Source organism: Ensifer sp. Root954 (genome assembly GCF_001429005.1).
GTDB classification, from domain to species: domain Bacteria; phylum Pseudomonadota; class Alphaproteobacteria; order Rhizobiales; family Rhizobiaceae; genus Ensifer; species Ensifer adhaerens.
This window is the reverse complement of record NZ_LMJM01000015.1, coordinates 54,882-69,672: the sequence shown is the minus strand read 5'-3', so window position 1 is coordinate 69,672 and position 14,791 is coordinate 54,882. Positions and strand designations below refer to the sequence as shown.

Below are 14,791 nucleotides of genomic sequence, written 5' to 3'. Positions count from 1 at the left end.
CCCCCCCCTGCCGATATACCGGCACCCCTGCCGATATATCGGCACCCCCTGCCGGTCCAGAGTCGGCACCCCCTGCCGGTCCTGGATCGGCACCTATTAACGACTCTTGTTTAACGCCTCCTGCTGAACGAAGTGAGAGAGAGCGCGCGAGCGATGACGAGAAGGTTGAAAGCCGACAGTCGATCGAGCGTGGCTTCAAGCGGTGGTTCCCGACGTGGCCGACCAATCTCGACGACAGCGAGGCGGAAGCACGCAAGGCCTGGTATCGGCTGACGCCTGACGAGCGCCGGGAAGCTATCGAACTGACCCCGGCCTATCTCCGGGCGCGTGAGCAGCTCGGACGCTCGAAGACACGCACAGTCGCCGCGGGCAAGTATCTGCACGAAAAGCGCTGGCAGCGGCTCGGCGCCGTGGCGGCCGCTGCGACTAACCCGCCAACCGTGCACAAGCCTTTCAGCAAGGGATGGCAGGCCTTGGCAATCAGCCGCCTGCTGGAGCCGGATGCTCCCATGCCGGCGATGACGCCCTTCCTCCAGCAGACCGTGAAGGCCGGCGGCCCGATGGCCGACCGCGTGCGCCGTGAGCATCGCCAACGCTGGGCTTGGCCGAAGGTGAGCGAGATGTACGCGGCGGCCGAACAGTTTCGGGGACAGGTCATCGACGGCGCCATCGTCGCGGCGGGCGAAGGGTTCAAGAGCTACCACATCGATTCAGCCGAGGTGCAGGCCTTTCGGCGGCTCTATGAGCGCATGGATTGGCCATGGCCTCGCATGGGCGACGCCAAGTGGATCTGCTTTCCGGCGATCGAGGCTGGCGGCAGCGTCGAAGCGGCTATCGAGACGTTCAAGGCAACCATCAGCGAAGGGCAGGGTGACCATGATGCAGCATAGGGGAATGAAGGGTCAGCCGATCGCAACGCAGACCAGAGACGGTTTTAGGGATCGCATACGGCGAATCGCAGCAATGAATTTGAAGGCAGCCTCAATGAAAGTGACCGAAATGAACCCCGCAAAAGCCCGCTGGTACTGCCTGCACGTCTTGCGCGGCAAAGAATTCGATGTGGAAAACGCACTGGCGACGGCCAATGTTGAGGTCTTGGTGCCGCGTGAGAAGGTCGTTTCTGTACGCTCTGGCAAGAAAATCGAGACTGAAGTACCCCGACTGGCAAGCTATATGCTGGTTCGCCTGGTGCCATCAGCCGAGGCGTTTTCAGCGCTCCGCAATCAGAAACATGTTCTCGATTTCGTTGGCGGCGCGGCCGGCTATCACGTTGTCAAGGATAGCGATGTTGCTGTTTTTAAGAGGAAATACCCGCTGCGCGTCGCGACAGACAAGAGCATCGGGCAGGGTACCAAGGCGGATATCGTGTCTGGCCCGTTCGCCGGTTTCAGCTGCATCGTGACGGCCGTCAAGTGGTGCCGCGAGGCTAAGGCCAGCGTGCGTATCGACTTGCAGGGCAAGATATTCGACATCGACAGCATGCCTCTTGCGCATTTGAAAAAGGTATGAGACTCATTTGGCCACGGACGAGCCGGAAGACGTACCCCTCCGATCCCCTAGCCTGGAGCTAGGGCAGAGTAGGCAGCAGCCTCAGGGACCAACGATCACCAGCCCCTCAACCTGACAGCCTCCAGAGCGAGGCATCGACTCAGGGCCAGTGCGAAAGCTATGACCAGATGACAGGCGGCCGAAAGGTCGCCTTTTTCGTTTAAGGGTTATGGGCAGACTCTCGACACTCAAGCCAAGGCTGACAACGCTGGGCTCGCGCATCGCTCGGCCGGAAGGCGAGCCGGCTCGCCTGGCAGAGCGCGATCGTAACGTTGGTTGGCGGAAGTGGTACAAGACGGCTCGTTGGCAGAAGCTGCGCATGCAGGTGCTGAAGCGTGATCTCTTCACCTGCCAGATGGTGGGATGCGGACGGATCGAGGCCAACACCTCTCAACTGGTCGCTGACCACAAGATCCGCCATCAGGGCGAAGAGCACCTGTTCTGGGATGAGAACAACCTGCAGTGCCTTTGCAAGCCGTGCCACGACAGGCTCAAGCAGAAAGAGGAGCGGGCTGCGGCCCGATGGTAGCATCCGGGTCGCTCCTGAGCATCGCGGTCGAGGTCGGCGGGGCGGCTCACGACCACCAATAGGGGGGTGGGTCGAAAGTCTGAAGGCCTCCAACCCCTAGACCCGCGTCCCCCTCATTGGCACGATTTTTTTTCGATGACCCAAGATTTTGACCTCTTCGGTAACCCTCTGATCTCGGCTGACCTCAAACGAGGGAGGCCGGAACATGTGCCTACTGAGGAAAACATCATATTTGTCATGGTGTTACTGGCATCGGGGCAATCGAACCAAGAGGTCGCGAAGACGCTCGGCCTCTCAGTGCCGACTTTTCGAAAACATTATTTGCACCTGATCAAGCAACGCGACCTGATGCTGGATCGTCTCAAGACGAAGCTGAGGGTCACCCAGATCCAGCAAGGGTTGCTTGGCAACGCCTCGGCGCTGAACGCAGCCTTGGCAACGCTGGACAAGGTTCGCGCAGAAGACGCGGAGCGCAAGATCAAGGGGCGAGAACGGCCCAAACCGGAGAAGGCCGCAAAGCTCGGAAAAAAGGAGGAGAAGAAGCTTGCTGCACAGCGCGTGTCTGGCAAGTTCGCTCCGCCATCGGCTCCGAAGCTGGTCGTTGATAACCGATGAAACAATGGTCGACGGCCTGCCCTGACTGGCAAGAGAGGATTGTGGAGCGCCGCTCGCTCATTGCCTTCGACCCTCTGTTTCCGGATGAAGCAGAAGCCGCGTTAGAGGTCTTCAAATCGTTGAGGATCGTTGATGTGCCTGGTCGGCCCACCTTCGGTGAGGCATGCGAGGATTATGTCTTCGATTTCGTTCGTGCGATCTTCGGGGCCTATGATCCAGAGACCGGCCACCGGCTGATCGAAGAGTTCTTCCTACTCATCTCGAAGAAGAACATCAAAAGCACTTTGGCGGCTGGCATCATGCTAACCGCGCTGATCCGGAATTGGCGGCACTCGCAGGAGCTTTTGATCCTTGCCCCTACGCAGGAGGTGGCCGACAACTCGTTTAATCCGGCCGCCGATATGGTTGATGCGGACGACGAGCTGCGGGATCTGCTGCATGTCCAGCGCAACGTGCGAAAGATCACGCACCTCCGCACCAACGCTGTCTTGAAGGTCGTATCTGCTGACTCCAACACTTCGGCAGGCAAGAAGGCTGCATTCGTCCTCGTCGAGGAGCTGTGGCTATTCGGCAAGAAGGCAGGCGCCGGCCCGATGCTGCAGGAGGCGACGGGCGGACTGATCTCAAGGCCGGAAGGTTTCGTGATCTACATCACCACGCAGTCGGACGAACCGCCTGCCGGCGTGTTCAAGGAGAAGCTTTCGTACTTTCGCGATGTACGCGACGGCAAAATCGACGACCCTCGGAGCCTCGCTGTCCTCTACGAGTTCCCGGAGGATATGGTCGAGAACAAGGCCTATCTCCAGTCCGAAAACTTCTACATCACGAACCCGAACATGGGGCGTTCCGTTCGGCAAGACTGGCTTGAGCGGAAGTTTGCCAAGGTGCAGGCCGGGGACGATGAAGAGGGCGACACGATCCAGTCGTTTCTCGCGAAGCACCTCAATGTTGAAATCGGAATGCGGCATCGAGCCAATCGATGGGAGGGAGCGTCACTGTGGATCGGCGGCACGGACCCGGATCTGGCCAGCCTGCCGTTGATGGGCGCTTTTCACGAGATCATCCGCCGATCGGAGTGCGTCACGGTCGGCATCGATGGCGGCGGCCTCGATGACTTGTTCGGCTTCTCGATCGTGGGGCGCGAGCCCGGAGAGATCGAGGTGACAATCGAGATCGATGGCGTGATGCGGCGCGTGTCCATGAAGCGGTGGCTTTCGTGCTCTCGGGCCTGGTGTGATGAAGGTCTGTTGCGGATCCGCAAGAAGATCGCGCCGAAGCTCCTCGATCTGAAGGCAGACGGCAGTCTTACCATCGTCAGTGATGGGCTGAGTGACATGGGTGAGATCGTCGAGCGCATCAACCAGATCAAGCAGGCGAACAAGCTCGGCGGTGTCGCAGTCGACCCGGCCGGAATTGGCGACCTGATCGACGCGCTCGCCGAGATCGATGTCACCATTGAAAACGGCCTTCTGATCGGCGCTCCGCAGGGCATCGGCATGATGAATGCGCTCAAGACAACGGGGCGTCGCCTGAAAAGCGGACTGTTCAAGCATTCCGGCGGCCCACTGATGGAATGGTGCGTTTCCAACCTGAAGATCGAGCCAACTGCGACCGCGATACGAGCCACCAAGCAAACGGCTGGCGACGCGAAGATCGATCCGGCGATGGCGATGTTTAATGCTGTGACGCTGATGAGCAGAAACCCGGAGCCGTTCAAGATTGAGAGCTTGAACGACTTCCTCTCCAACCCTGTCATGGTCGGTGCTTGATGGCTCGCACAAAGAAACAATCGCGTCAGTCGGCTGCGCCTGCGAACATGACGAGTGATCAACTCGTCAGCAAAGAGCGCCGATTGAACCTCAAGAACGGGGCCGGATGGGCTGCAGCGTTCGGAACGAGCAATCATGCTGGCAAGAGCGTGAACCTGCAGTCGATGTTGCAGCTTGCCACCGCATGGGCCTGCATCCGCCTGACGGCGCAGGCCGTGTCCTGTCTGCCTTTGGCCATGTACGAGCGCCGTGGCGACGATGACCGCGTGAGGGTCGATGATGATGATGTCGCGGAAGTGATCTGCGAGAGCCCGAACGAAGATCAGACGCCGCTCGAGTTCTGGGAGTCACAGGTTGCGTGGATGTGCGCGACCGGGAACGCCTTTTCTGAAAGGGTCGAGATCGGGCGTCGCCTGAGTGCGTTGCAGCCAATGGCGAGCACACATACTTGGCCGTTTCGCAATGCGGATGGCGAGCTGAAGTACAGCTACAACGATCGCGGCAAAATCGAGATCCTGCCGCGCGATAAAGTCTTCCACCTGCGCGGTTTCAGCTTCGGCGGCGACGTTGGGTTGTCACCGATCCAGTTCGGGGCTCAATCAATCGGCTCTGCCATCGCGATCGACGAGGCAGCCGGCAAGCTTTACGGCAACGGCCTGCAGGCAAGCGGTGTTTTGTCGTCCGACAAGACGCTCGATAAGGATCAGCGTGAGGCTCTCCAGAAGATCATGGAGCGCTTCGTCGGTTCGACGAACGCCGGCAAGCTGATGGTGTTGGAGGCGGGCCTGAAGTATGACCGCCTCGCTCTTTCTCCTGTCGACGCGCAGATGCTTGAGAACAAGCGGTTCAGTGTCGAGGAGATGTGTCGCTGGTGGGGCGTGCCGCCAATTATCATCGGTCATGCCGCACAAGGCCAGACGATGTGGGGTTCGGGTGTGGAGCAAATCCTGCTCGCTTGGCTAACCCTCGGGATCGACCCCCTCTGCGACCGGATCGAAGCCCGCATCAAGAAGCAGTTGATCCGTCCGACTGGCAACCGCCGTCGCTACGCCGAGTTCAATCGCGAGGCGCTGTTGCAGATGGACAGCAAGTCCAAGGCAGCATTCCTCTCGACGATGACCCAGAATGGTCTGATGACCCGAAACGAGGGGCGCGCGAAGCTCAATCTCCCTCGTGTCGAAGGCGGCGACGACCTGACCGCGCAAACAAACCTCGCGCCACTCACGATGCTCGGCGCGTCCAATGACAGCAACTCGGCTCGGGCGGCGATGCGCGCCTGGCTCGGCCTGCAGCAGAACGAAAGGCAACCCCATGACGATGCGTGATCTTCCCGCTGCCAACGTCGCTATTCGCCCTGGCCTTCGGTCGGAGCTGTCACCGTCCGCACTCGATCGGTGGAATGTCGATATCCGTGCAGCCGCCAAGGACGAGGGTGAGAACACGATCTCTATCCTGGAGCCGATCGGCGCCGACTGGTACGGCGAGGGTGTGACTGCGAAGCGCATTGCCAGCGCGCTGAGAGCGATCGGCAAGAAGGATGTCGTCGCCACCATCAACTCACCGGGCGGTGACTACTTCGAGGGCCTCGCGATCTACAACCTGCTTCGCGAGCATCCGGCGAAAGTTACGGTGAAGATTGTCGGCATCGCGGCCTCGGCCGCTTCGGTGATCGCGATGGCCGCCGACGAGGTCCAAATCGCTCGCGCCGGCTTCCTGATGATCCACAACACGTGGGTCGTTGCTGCGGGAGATCGAAATGCACTTCGCGACGTCGCGGACTGGCTGCAGCCGTTCGATCTCGCAGCGGTCGACATCTATGCGGCCCGCACGGGAATGGACCCGAAAGAGATCGGCAGAATGCTTGATCGGGAGACATGGATCGGCGGCGCTGATGCTGTCGACAAGAAATTCGCGGATAGTCTCCTTGCGGCCGACGAACTCGACGCAAAGGCCAAAAATTCGACCGAGGCAAAGCCGGTAGCGGCGGCCCACAAGGTCGACACCCTTCTCGCCCGTTTGAACGTGCCGCGATCCGAGCGGCGCGAACTCATTCAGGCGCTGAAAGGCGGCATGCCTGGCGCTGCCGCAACCGGCAGGCAGGACGCTGCCGTCATCTCGGAGGTCGAGGACCTCTTAGCAAGCCTGAAATCCATCTAACAGCCTCGGCATAGCCGAGCCAAAAAGAGGTATCCACTATGAAGCTCTTCGCACTTTGCGGAGCGATGGCGCTTGCCATTTTCGCCCTCGCATTTTCTGGCGTCCTGCCCGTCGACGAACTCGCACGGCATGCCGCCCCCTTTATCGCTGATCCGGTAACCGCCATGGCCGTCATGGGGGTTGCCGGCGTGGCGCCCGTGACCGACATGCGCAAGCTGGCAATGCCGCAGGTTTCGCTCGGTTCGATCATGGCTGCGCGGCCCTCCGGTATCCTCGGCTCAGTCCGGAACGAAATGAACCCCGGCAAGATCGAGGAACTGCTGAAGGAAGTCAAAAGCGAACTCAACCGCGTCGGCGATGACGTGAAGCGCACCGCCGAAGACGCCTTGAAGCAGTCGAAGGACGCCGGTTCCCTCTCGGCCGAGACCAAGCAGAAGGCCGACGAGCTGTTGATGGCGCAAGGCAAGCTCTCGGCTGCGCAGGATAAGCTGGCCGAGAAGCTGGAGCAGCTGACGACCCGCAGCACCGATCTTGAGCAAAAGATCGCCAACCGCCGAGGCGGCGGCGACCAGGCGCCGAAATCTCTCGGCCAGCTCGTCGGCGAGAACGACAAGATCAAGGCCTTTGCCGCTGGCGGCAGCGCCGGCACGGTCAAAGTCAGCGTCCAGAATGCTATCACCAGCGCCGGCGGTTCCGCTGGCTCGTTGATCGTTCCTCACCGCGACAACGAGATCGTGGGGTTGCCGCGTCGCCAGATGACGATCCGGCAGCTTCTGCAGGTTGGCACAACGACCTCCAATTCGGTCGAATACGCCCGCATGGTGACGCGGACGAACAACGCCGCTCCGGTGGCGGAAGGCGCCCAGAAGCCCGAATCCAACTATGTCTGGGAGCCTCGCGATGCGCCCGTTCGCACGATCGCGCATTGGGTCCATGTCTCGCGTCAGGCCATGGACGACATCGCGCAGCTCCAGAGCGAGGTTGACGGCGAGCTGAGTTACGGTCTCGATTTCGTCGAGGAAGCCGAAGTGCTCAAGGGCGACGGAACCGGTCAGCATCTGTACGGCCTCGTGCCTCAGGCGACCGCCTATGTCGCTCCGGGCATTACCATCGCGAACATGACCAAGATCGACGTTCTGCGCCTTGCCATCCTTCAGGCGTCGCTGGCCGAGTACCCGGCTGATGGCATCGTTCTCCATCCGACCGATTGGGCTGCGATCGAGCTGACCAAGGATGGTGACCAGCGCTACATTTTCGCCAACGTGATCCAGCTCGCCGGCCCGCAGCTTTGGGGCCGCCCGGTCATCGCAACGGCCGGGATGGCGCTCGACGAGTTCCTGGTCGGTGCATTCCGCATGGCTGCGAAGATCTGGGACCGCATGGAAACGGAAGTTCAGATCTCTTCGGAAGATCGCGACAACTTCATCAAGAACATGCTCACCGTTCGCGCCGAAAAGCGCCTGGCTCTGGCCGTCAAGCGCCCCGCTGCGCTGGTGACCGGCGACTTCTCCACCATTCTCACGCCGTAACGGGTTCGGCTCATCAAGGCGGGCGGCAATGCGCCGCCCGCTCTATGAACCGAAGGAGACCGAGCATGAAAATCGAAGCTTTACGAGGCGCATATGGCGATTACGGCAACGTCAGTCGCGGGCAGGTTGTCGACGTGCGCGATGACAAGGCCCGCGAACTGATCGAGCGCGGACTTTTTGTTTCGGCAAGGGATGCCGCAGAGGCGCGCGCCAAGAAGGCCGACGCCACCGCGAAGGCCAGCGCGGACGCGGCAAAGAAGCTGAAGGCGGAAGGCGATGCGAAGGCAAAGGCCGATGCTGAGGCGAAGGCGAAAGCAGAAGCCGACGATCCCAAGGCGAAGGCCGATGCCGAAGCCAAGGAAAAAGCCGACGCGGAGGCCAAGGCGAAAGCGGCGGACGAAGAAAAGGCAAAGGAAGAGGCGGCGAAGAAAGCCGCTGAGGACGCCGAGCGGCAGGGCCAGAAGGGCTAGTCGATGGACCGCAATGTGACCGTTGTCGAGCCGCCAGCGCCTGTCGTCACCCTCAGTGAGGCGCGCCGACATCTCGTTGACGTGCCGCAGGAGGACGAGGGCTATGTCGAGGATCTCATTCTTGCGGCTTCGGTCTGGCTCGATGGCCCGACCGGATGGATGGGGCGGACACTTGGCGTCCAGACCCTTGAGCTGTCTCGATCCGATTTTTGGACCGATGCCGAAGATGACGGGATCATATTGCCGTTCGAACCAGTGATCTCGATTACGGCAATCGAATACTACAGCACTGCCGGCAGCCTCGTGACGATACCTGCTGGCGACTACGCTTTAGTGCGAGATGTCGTGAGGCCGATTGACGGAAAGAGCTGGCCGTCGACCGCCGGTAGGGCCGGTGCTGTCAAGATTCGCTACCGCGCGGGATACGGCAAGCCCAGCACGGCCGATCCACCTGCTCTTGTGAACAACGTTCCCGCTCCGATCCGGGTCGCAATCCTTATGCTTGTTGCCCAGTGGTATCGGACGCGTGAACCCGTCGTCATCGGCGCTGCAGTCGACAAACTGCCCTTCGCGGTGGATGCGCTTCTGCAGCCATATCGCGTCTACAGATAGGAGGCCGTCATGCGGGTTCGTTTTACGGCTGACTTTGATTACCGGCCGACGCCGCAAGTCACTGTCGGCTATCTCGCCGGCATGGAAATGACGGTCAAGCGCGAATGTGCCGAGCAGGCCATTGCCGCTGGCAAGGCGGCCAGAGTCTCGGCGAATCGGAGGGAGGCGACCGATGGGGAACAGGTCAGCGGGTGATCTCTATCACCGGTACGCCTTCGACCAACGCGAGCAGATCGACGACGGCGCGGGGAATACGGTCGGCAAGTGGATCGAGCGTTTCGATCGGCGGGCCGGCGTCATCAACCTGCGGGGCGGCGAGGCTGTCATGGCCGGTCGCCTGCAGGGCAAGCATATCCAGATTGTCTTTGTTCGCGCGTCCGACCAGGTGCTGCAGGTTTCGACGGAATGGCGAATGCGGGACGTCAGAACTGGAAGTTTCGTCAACGGGAAATGGACGGGTGTCTCCTACAACATCCGTGAGATAACCCGCTCCGACGATCGGCTATGGCTGGACTTCCTATGTGAGAGCGGGGTGGCTGACGGATGACGAAGATCCTCAATCTCGCCAAGCTCGACAAAAAGCTGAAGCGCCTGCCGACAGTCGCCAAAGAGCTCATCCGGACCGAAATGGGCAAGGTTGCCGACCAGGTCGTTGAGATGATGAAGCGCCTGGTGCCCATCGAGGACGGCGTGCTGCGCGATAGCATCGGCTGGACGTGGGGCAAGGCACCGAAGGGTGCCGGCATCGTCGCCACGGTGAAATCGAAGATGGGTGATGACCTCACGATCACCATCTACGCCGGCAGCGTCGAAGCCTACTATGCACGCTGGCAGGAGTTCGGCACGCAGGACCTGCCGGCGCAGCCCTATTTCTACGTGAGCTGGCGCGCCAGTCGGAAAGATGCGGTGCGTCAGGTTCGAAAGGCCTCGCGGCAGGCTGCGAAAAAGGTGGCGGCATCATGAGTGACGCATCGTTTGAGCTTCAGGTCGCCATCGTCGCGCTCCTGAAAAACGACCCCAAGCTAACGGCTCTCATTGGTGGCCGCGTCTATGATCACGTGCCGCGAGATCCGACCACTAACAAGGTGACGGCCACATTTCCGTATGTCTCGCTTGGTCCCGACCAGGAGCTTCCGGAGGCCGCCGATTGCGTGCGGGCCACGGAATTCGTGCTCCAGCTCGACGCCTGGTCACGCGAGCCGGGTTTCCCGGAGGTCAAGAAGGTGGCGCGTGCCGTTGAGGATGCGCTTCACGATGTGGAGTTTCCATTGCCGGGAAATGCGATGGTGTACTTCGAATATGATGGTCGCCGTGTGTTCCGCGACCCTGACGGCCTGACGTCTCAGGCTGCAATGACGTTCCGGGCCGGCATCGACAAGGCCTGATCCTTCACTCATTCGGCATTTCGCCGACCTGCCCGACGGGCGGGCAATTCCGCTTGCCATCAAAGGAGACAGACATGGCAGATGAAGCAACGACAATTAAGGGCGGCAAGGTCAAGGTGCTGCTCGGAAATACGGCCACGCCGATCGTCTACACTGCACCGTGCGGCTTTACGCAGAAGTCCGTCACGCTCAATAAGGGGCTGGAAGAGGTGCAGATCCCGAATTGCGTCGACCCGGATGCGGTCGACTGGCTCGGCCGCGATGCCACCTCTCTCTCGATGAGTATCAGCGGCGAGGGCGTGCTTGCGGCCGAAAGCGTCGAGACCTGGCTTGAGGCGTGGGAGGATGTCGACTCCGTGCCGGTCAAGGTCGAGTGGGCTTTTCCCGACAAAACGATCACCTGGACAGGCCGCATGCACGTCGAGACGCTGGAAACCACGGCCCCGAACGGCCGCCGCGTCACGGCAAACGTCAGCATGCAGAGCGACGGCAAGATGACACGCGCGGTGACGCCGGTATGAGCCGCGACGCTCAGATTGCGTTCCCTTGGGCGGATGGTGATTACACCTTCCGCCTCGGGTGGGGCGAGTTGGAGCAGCTGCAGGAGGCTTGCGACGCAGGGCCGTATGTCATCCTCACTCGTCTGCAGGACGATACCTGGCGCGTTGGTGACATCAGTCACACCATCCGCCTCGGCCTTGTCGGTGGCGGCATGAAGATGACCGACGCGCTGCTGAAGGTTCGTAAGTACGTCGAAGCTCGGCCGCCAACCGAAAACCTGCTGTTTGCGCAGCTCATCCTGTCGGCGGCCTGTGTCGGGGCTCCGGAGGAGAATGTGGGGGAGGAGGGCGCGCCAAGTCCAGCGGAGGAGAACGGCTCGACGATCTCCCCAACGGAAAGCTGAGGTTTGGCGCGATCTACGGCAACGGGGCCGCAATGGGCTTCACGCCGCAGCAAATCCGGGCAATGTCCATGTGGCAATTCATGGCCGCCCTCGATGGCTTCATCGCAGCGAACTCGCCGGAAGACACCGGTTTGACAGCGAAAGAGGCTGATGAGCTTTGGGATTGGCTGGAGGCTGGTTAGCCTTCGGTCACGATTTCACGGCCGATAAGAAGCATGACGAACCCTATCAGGGTGAGCGTTGCGAGCGCGATGAAAAGAGTTCCCGGCATCTCCGGAACTTCGATCGCGCCCGACATCGTTTCTAGGCGTTTCTCAAAATCGTTCCGGCCGGCGAACGCCGAAAGCGCGGCGTTGTACTGCCACGCGGCGACCGGCGTTGGCAGCACGAACAATGCCGCTCCAATCTTGCCGATGGCGTTCAATCGATACTTCGAAACACTCATTGCGTGTCCTCCGGCGCGCAATCTCTCAGGGAATTTTCGTTTTGGCAACCGACCTTGAAAAGCTCGTGGTGCAGCTCTCTGCTGACATCAAGGGTTACCAGCGCGAGATGCAAAAGGCTGTCGGCGTCACCAACGCCCAGGCACGCGCGATCGAGAAGCGCTATGAGAATATGAGCCGAAAGCTGGATTCGATCGGGCGTCGGTCAGCCAGCGCCTTGATTGCTCCGCTGACGGGTGTTGCGGCGGCCATCTCGGTCAACGAGGTGCTCGGCTATGCCGATGCCTGGACCTCGGCCAAGAACAGTCTTTCGGTGGCTGGGGTGGTTGGGCGGCAGCAAGTCGACGTCCTCGACCGCCTCTATCAGTCGGCGCAGGCAAATTCCACGCCTGTCGGGGCTCTTGCCGATCTGTTCGGCAAGGCGTCGCAGGCGTCGGACGTTCTCGGTGCCTCCCAGAAAGAGTTGATCGCCTTCTCCGATGGCGTCGCGACTTCCTTGCGTGTCGCCGGAACAAGCGCCGGCGCCGCATCTGGCGCGCTCACGCAGCTCGGGCAGTTGCTCGGCTCCGCGCGTGTCCAAGCCGAAGAATTCAACTCCATCAATGATGGAGCTCGGCCAATCCTGATGGCCGTTGCGGCTGGCCTCGATGAGGCTGGCGGTTCCGTCAGCAGGCTTAAGGAACTGGTGAACGATGGAGCGGTTTCGGGCCGCCAGTTCTTTCAGGCCTTCCTCAAGGGCCTTCCTCAGATTCAGGCGATGGCCGCCAACTCCACGCAGACGATCGAGCAGGGCGTTACCAAGGTCAATAACGCCTTTACGAAGTATATCGGAGAGACCGATGCGAGCCTTGGTGCATCAGAACGGCTTGTCGCTGGCCTAAACGCACTTGCCGACAACTTCGGCGAAACTGCTGACATCGTGCTCCAAGTCGCCGGCGTTATCGCCGGTGCGCTGGTCGGCCGATCGATTGCATTAATGGTTGCGAAGCTCGGTCTCGCAACGACGGTGGTTTTGAAGTTCGTTGCGGCGCTGCGAGCGGCTGCGTCGGTCGGCAGTGTGGCGTCCGCCATCGGCGGTCTCGCAGCGGCGGCCGGCCCGATTGGTGTGATCGTGGGTGGAACAGCCGTAGCCGCGCTAGCGCTGTTTGCGAGTTCCAGCGACAGCGCCGGAAGCGGCGCGGATCGCTTTGCCGAACGCCTGCGAAGGATGGGGGATGCTGCAGAAGAATCCGCATCGAAGGCTGAGACAGCGAGCCGGAAAGTCGATGAAGTCGTAAAGAACCGGCTGGCGAGCGAGGTCTCGGCCGCGAAGGGCGAGGTCGAAGCGGCGACTGATGCAGTCGTGGAACTGTTCGATAGTCTTTTCCGGAATGTCGATCGCGATACCATTTCTCCGGAGCAAATCCGCCAACTCGAAGACCTGCGTGACAAGCTCAAAGCCGGGACGATCGGGGCTGACGATGCGAACCAAGCGCTGCATAGTCTAGCCAACTCCAATCCAAATTTTCAGGCGGTTGCGAACGCGTTTGCGCCGTTGCTCGACAAGTTAGGACAGGTGGTCGCTGCGGCCAAGCAAGCGCAGCAGGAGCTGGCGCTGGCGTCTGGTCAGGCCGTTACGCCGGAAAGCGCAGCTGCCTATCGTCAATATGGCCAGTCTCGTTCTAAGGGCGAGGAAATGTTGCGCCTCGGCAAAGCCTACGCCGACGAGGCGGCCAGGCAGAACAAGCTAAGCAAAGATCAGCTCGCCGTCGAAAAGGAAATCGCATCGATCCGGAAGGATCTCAAGGAAAAGGGTGGTTTTCTTGCCGACGCCCAGATCAAGGCGCTTGCCGAATCTAATGTTGCGGCCGACCAGGCGCGCAGCAAGTCGGGCGGCAGTCGCACGAAGGGCGTAAAGCAGACCTCGGAAAGTCGGTTCGATGCTGACATTCAAGCGGTCAAGGATCGCACGGCGGCGCTGGTCGAAGAGCAGCGCATTGTCGGAATGTCGTTTCAGGACCAGGAGCGCCGGCGCATGGCGCTCGACCTGGAGCAGACCGCGCTTGCGGATCTGCGAGAGGAGGCGCGCCGCAAGGGGCAGACGGATCTCGAAAACATCAAACTTTCGGCTGATCAGACGGCCAAGATCCGAGAGGCCTCGGCGGCGTATGCCGAGCAAGCCGATGTACTTCGCCGCGTGCAGGAGCAGCAGGACAGGGCGGAGCAGGCGGCAGAGGATTTCTATGATGCTTTCAAGTCCGGCACCATAGACGCCATCACGGGCGCCAGCAGCCTTTCCGAGGCTTTGGAGAGCGTTGGAAAGCGCCTTTCCAGTCTCTTGCTGAATAGCGCCTTCGACAGCTTGTTTCAGCCGCGCACCTCCAGCTCCTCGGGCGGCATGTTCGGGGGCATCTTTGCGTCGATCGGAAAATGGATCGGCCTTGCCAATGGTGGGCCGGTCAAGGCCGCCACGGGCGGAAAGGTCACGGGGCCGGGCACAAGCCGGAGCGACAGCATCCCGGCGATGCTTTCCAACGGCGAATACGTGATCAACGCAGCCGCCACCCAAAAGCACCGTGCCTTGCTCGATGCCATCAACTCGAACCGCGCGTTGCGGTTCGCGGATGGTGGGCCGGTCAAGCTGACGGCGCCGCGCATGCCAAGCCTCGCTGGAATGGGAGCAAAGGGCGGGCAATCCATCTCTCTGAGCTATGGCCCTAGCTACAACGTGACCGGGACGGGGGAGGAGATTGCGGCGCTCAAACGTCAGATGGCGCAGGATCGCGCCGAGTTCGAAAGCCGCACGGTAAAGGCGGTTCGCGACGCACAGAAACGGCGCATCATCTAGTCG

19 protein-coding genes are annotated in these 14,791 nt (G+C 61.0%); 18 read left to right on the top strand and 1 reads right to left on the bottom strand.

What is annotated here, in order from left to right:
- From ASE71_RS35695 to ASE71_RS35690, 17 genes are all read left to right on the top strand, one after another.
- Window positions 1-890 (top strand): hypothetical protein (locus ASE71_RS35695; RefSeq protein WP_162263920.1); only part of this gene is annotated, 890 nt, incomplete at its 5' end.
- Window positions 891-984: 94 nt separating this feature from the next.
- Entirely contained in the window at window positions 985-1,509 is a 525-nt protein-coding gene (gene nusG, locus ASE71_RS09250; protein ID WP_244496848.1) for a transcription termination/antitermination protein NusG, read from the top strand.
- A 358-nt stretch (window positions 1,510-1,867) separates the two neighbouring features.
- Complete coding sequence (locus ASE71_RS36885; protein ID WP_244496847.1) at window positions 1,868-2,077, top strand: HNH endonuclease; 210 nt, start codon at window positions 1,868-1,870, stop codon at window positions 2,075-2,077.
- Between the two features lie 135 nt (window positions 2,078-2,212).
- Window positions 2,213-2,692, top strand: coding sequence for a hypothetical protein (locus ASE71_RS09240; protein WP_060518455.1), 480 nt, complete (start codon window positions 2,213-2,215; stop codon window positions 2,690-2,692).
- Window positions 2,689-4,461, top strand: a complete 1,773-nt coding sequence (locus tag ASE71_RS09235; protein WP_060518453.1) for a terminase large subunit — start codon at window positions 2,689-2,691, stop codon at window positions 4,459-4,461. The genes ASE71_RS09240 and ASE71_RS09235 overlap by 4 nt, the downstream gene beginning before the upstream one ends.
- Window positions 4,462-4,544: 83 nt before the next feature.
- Window positions 4,545-5,786 carry a phage portal protein gene (locus ASE71_RS09230; protein ID WP_244496846.1) on the top strand — a complete coding sequence of 414 codons (1,242 nt, stop codon included), beginning with the start codon at window positions 4,545-4,547 and terminating at the stop codon, window positions 5,784-5,786.
- Window positions 5,773-6,618 carry a head maturation protease, ClpP-related gene (locus ASE71_RS09225; protein ID WP_060518449.1) on the top strand — a complete coding sequence of 282 codons (846 nt, stop codon included), beginning with the start codon at window positions 5,773-5,775 and terminating at the stop codon, window positions 6,616-6,618. Before ASE71_RS09230 ends, ASE71_RS09225 begins: the two co-directional genes overlap by 14 nt.
- A 38-nt stretch (window positions 6,619-6,656) precedes the next feature.
- The gene (locus ASE71_RS09220; RefSeq protein WP_113544654.1) at window positions 6,657-8,147 is read left to right on the top strand and encodes a phage major capsid protein; all 1,491 of its coding nucleotides are present in this window, start codon (window positions 6,657-6,659) and stop codon (window positions 8,145-8,147) included.
- A 65-nt stretch (window positions 8,148-8,212) separates the two neighbouring features.
- Window positions 8,213-8,617 (top strand): hypothetical protein, encoded by a 405-nt coding sequence (locus ASE71_RS09215; RefSeq protein WP_060518447.1) that lies wholly within the window; start codon window positions 8,213-8,215, stop codon window positions 8,615-8,617.
- Window positions 8,618-8,620: 3 nt separating this feature from the next.
- Window positions 8,621-9,229 carry a head-tail connector protein gene (locus ASE71_RS09210; protein ID WP_060518445.1) on the top strand — a complete coding sequence of 203 codons (609 nt, stop codon included), beginning with the start codon at window positions 8,621-8,623 and terminating at the stop codon, window positions 9,227-9,229.
- Window positions 9,230-9,238: 9 nt separating this feature from the next.
- On the top strand, window positions 9,239-9,424 hold the full coding sequence (locus ASE71_RS09205) for a hypothetical protein (protein ID WP_060518443.1): 186 nt from the start codon (window positions 9,239-9,241) through the stop codon (window positions 9,422-9,424).
- Window positions 9,402-9,776, top strand: coding sequence for a head-tail adaptor protein (locus ASE71_RS09200; protein WP_060518441.1), 375 nt, complete (start codon window positions 9,402-9,404; stop codon window positions 9,774-9,776). Before ASE71_RS09205 ends, ASE71_RS09200 begins: the two co-directional genes overlap by 23 nt.
- Window positions 9,773-10,192: an HK97 gp10 family phage protein gene (locus ASE71_RS09195; RefSeq protein WP_060518439.1), complete on the top strand. Its 420-nt coding sequence runs from the start codon at window positions 9,773-9,775 to the stop codon at window positions 10,190-10,192. The genes ASE71_RS09200 and ASE71_RS09195 overlap by 4 nt, the downstream gene beginning before the upstream one ends.
- The gene (locus tag ASE71_RS09190; RefSeq protein ID WP_060518437.1) at window positions 10,189-10,614 is read left to right on the top strand and encodes a DUF3168 domain-containing protein; all 426 of its coding nucleotides are present in this window, start codon (window positions 10,189-10,191) and stop codon (window positions 10,612-10,614) included. Before ASE71_RS09195 ends, ASE71_RS09190 begins: the two co-directional genes overlap by 4 nt.
- A gap of 74 nt (window positions 10,615-10,688) precedes the next feature.
- Window positions 10,689-11,135 (top strand): phage tail tube protein, encoded by a 447-nt coding sequence (locus tag ASE71_RS09185; RefSeq protein WP_060518436.1) that lies wholly within the window; start codon window positions 10,689-10,691, stop codon window positions 11,133-11,135.
- Entirely contained in the window at window positions 11,132-11,518 is a 387-nt protein-coding gene (locus ASE71_RS09180) for a gene transfer agent family protein (RefSeq protein WP_060518434.1), read from the top strand. Before ASE71_RS09185 ends, ASE71_RS09180 begins: the two co-directional genes overlap by 4 nt.
- A 32-nt stretch (window positions 11,519-11,550) precedes the next feature.
- Complete coding sequence (locus ASE71_RS35690; protein ID WP_156400704.1) at window positions 11,551-11,700, top strand: hypothetical protein; 150 nt, start codon at window positions 11,551-11,553, stop codon at window positions 11,698-11,700.
- Here the strand turns inward: ASE71_RS35690 and ASE71_RS09175 are convergent.
- The gene (locus ASE71_RS09175; RefSeq protein ID WP_156400703.1) at window positions 11,697-11,942 is read right to left on the bottom strand and encodes a hypothetical protein; all 246 of its coding nucleotides are present in this window, start codon (window positions 11,940-11,942) and stop codon (window positions 11,697-11,699) included. The genes ASE71_RS35690 and ASE71_RS09175 overlap by 4 nt on opposite strands.
- A gap of 62 nt (window positions 11,943-12,004) precedes the next feature.
- Between ASE71_RS09175 and ASE71_RS09170 the strand changes: the two genes are divergently transcribed.
- The gene (locus tag ASE71_RS09170) at window positions 12,005-14,788 is read left to right on the top strand and encodes a tape measure protein (protein ID WP_060518430.1); all 2,784 of its coding nucleotides are present in this window, start codon (window positions 12,005-12,007) and stop codon (window positions 14,786-14,788) included.
- Window positions 14,789-14,791 lie beyond the last annotated feature (3 nt).

What these genes read in the sequence shown, in the direction of transcription:
- nusG (WP_244496848.1), top strand. Translation starts at nt 985, where the DNA reads ATGAAAGTGACCGAAATGAACCCCGCAAAAGCCCGCTGGTACTGCCTG.
- ASE71_RS36885 (WP_244496847.1), top strand. Translation starts at nt 1,868, where the DNA reads ATGCAGGTGCTGAAGCGTGATCTCTTCACCTGCCAGATGGTGGGATGC.
- ASE71_RS09240 (WP_060518455.1), top strand. Translation starts at nt 2,213, where the DNA reads ATGACCCAAGATTTTGACCTCTTCGGTAACCCTCTGATCTCGGCTGAC.
- ASE71_RS09235 (WP_060518453.1), top strand. Translation starts at nt 2,689, where the DNA reads ATGAAACAATGGTCGACGGCCTGCCCTGACTGGCAAGAGAGGATTGTG.
- ASE71_RS09225 (WP_060518449.1), top strand. Translation starts at nt 5,773, where the DNA reads ATGACGATGCGTGATCTTCCCGCTGCCAACGTCGCTATTCGCCCTGGC.
- ASE71_RS09220 (WP_113544654.1), top strand. Translation starts at nt 6,657, where the DNA reads ATGAAGCTCTTCGCACTTTGCGGAGCGATGGCGCTTGCCATTTTCGCC.
- ASE71_RS09215 (WP_060518447.1), top strand. Translation starts at nt 8,213, where the DNA reads ATGAAAATCGAAGCTTTACGAGGCGCATATGGCGATTACGGCAACGTC.
- ASE71_RS09210 (WP_060518445.1), top strand. Translation starts at nt 8,621, where the DNA reads ATGGACCGCAATGTGACCGTTGTCGAGCCGCCAGCGCCTGTCGTCACC.
- ASE71_RS09205 (WP_060518443.1), top strand. Translation starts at nt 9,239, where the DNA reads ATGCGGGTTCGTTTTACGGCTGACTTTGATTACCGGCCGACGCCGCAA.
- ASE71_RS09200 (WP_060518441.1), top strand. Translation starts at nt 9,402, where the DNA reads ATGGGGAACAGGTCAGCGGGTGATCTCTATCACCGGTACGCCTTCGAC.
- ASE71_RS09195 (WP_060518439.1), top strand. Translation starts at nt 9,773, where the DNA reads ATGACGAAGATCCTCAATCTCGCCAAGCTCGACAAAAAGCTGAAGCGC.
- ASE71_RS09190 (WP_060518437.1), top strand. Translation starts at nt 10,189, where the DNA reads ATGAGTGACGCATCGTTTGAGCTTCAGGTCGCCATCGTCGCGCTCCTG.
- ASE71_RS09185 (WP_060518436.1), top strand. Translation starts at nt 10,689, where the DNA reads ATGGCAGATGAAGCAACGACAATTAAGGGCGGCAAGGTCAAGGTGCTG.
- ASE71_RS09180 (WP_060518434.1), top strand. Translation starts at nt 11,132, where the DNA reads ATGAGCCGCGACGCTCAGATTGCGTTCCCTTGGGCGGATGGTGATTAC.
- ASE71_RS35690 (WP_156400704.1), top strand. Translation starts at nt 11,551, where the DNA reads ATGGGCTTCACGCCGCAGCAAATCCGGGCAATGTCCATGTGGCAATTC.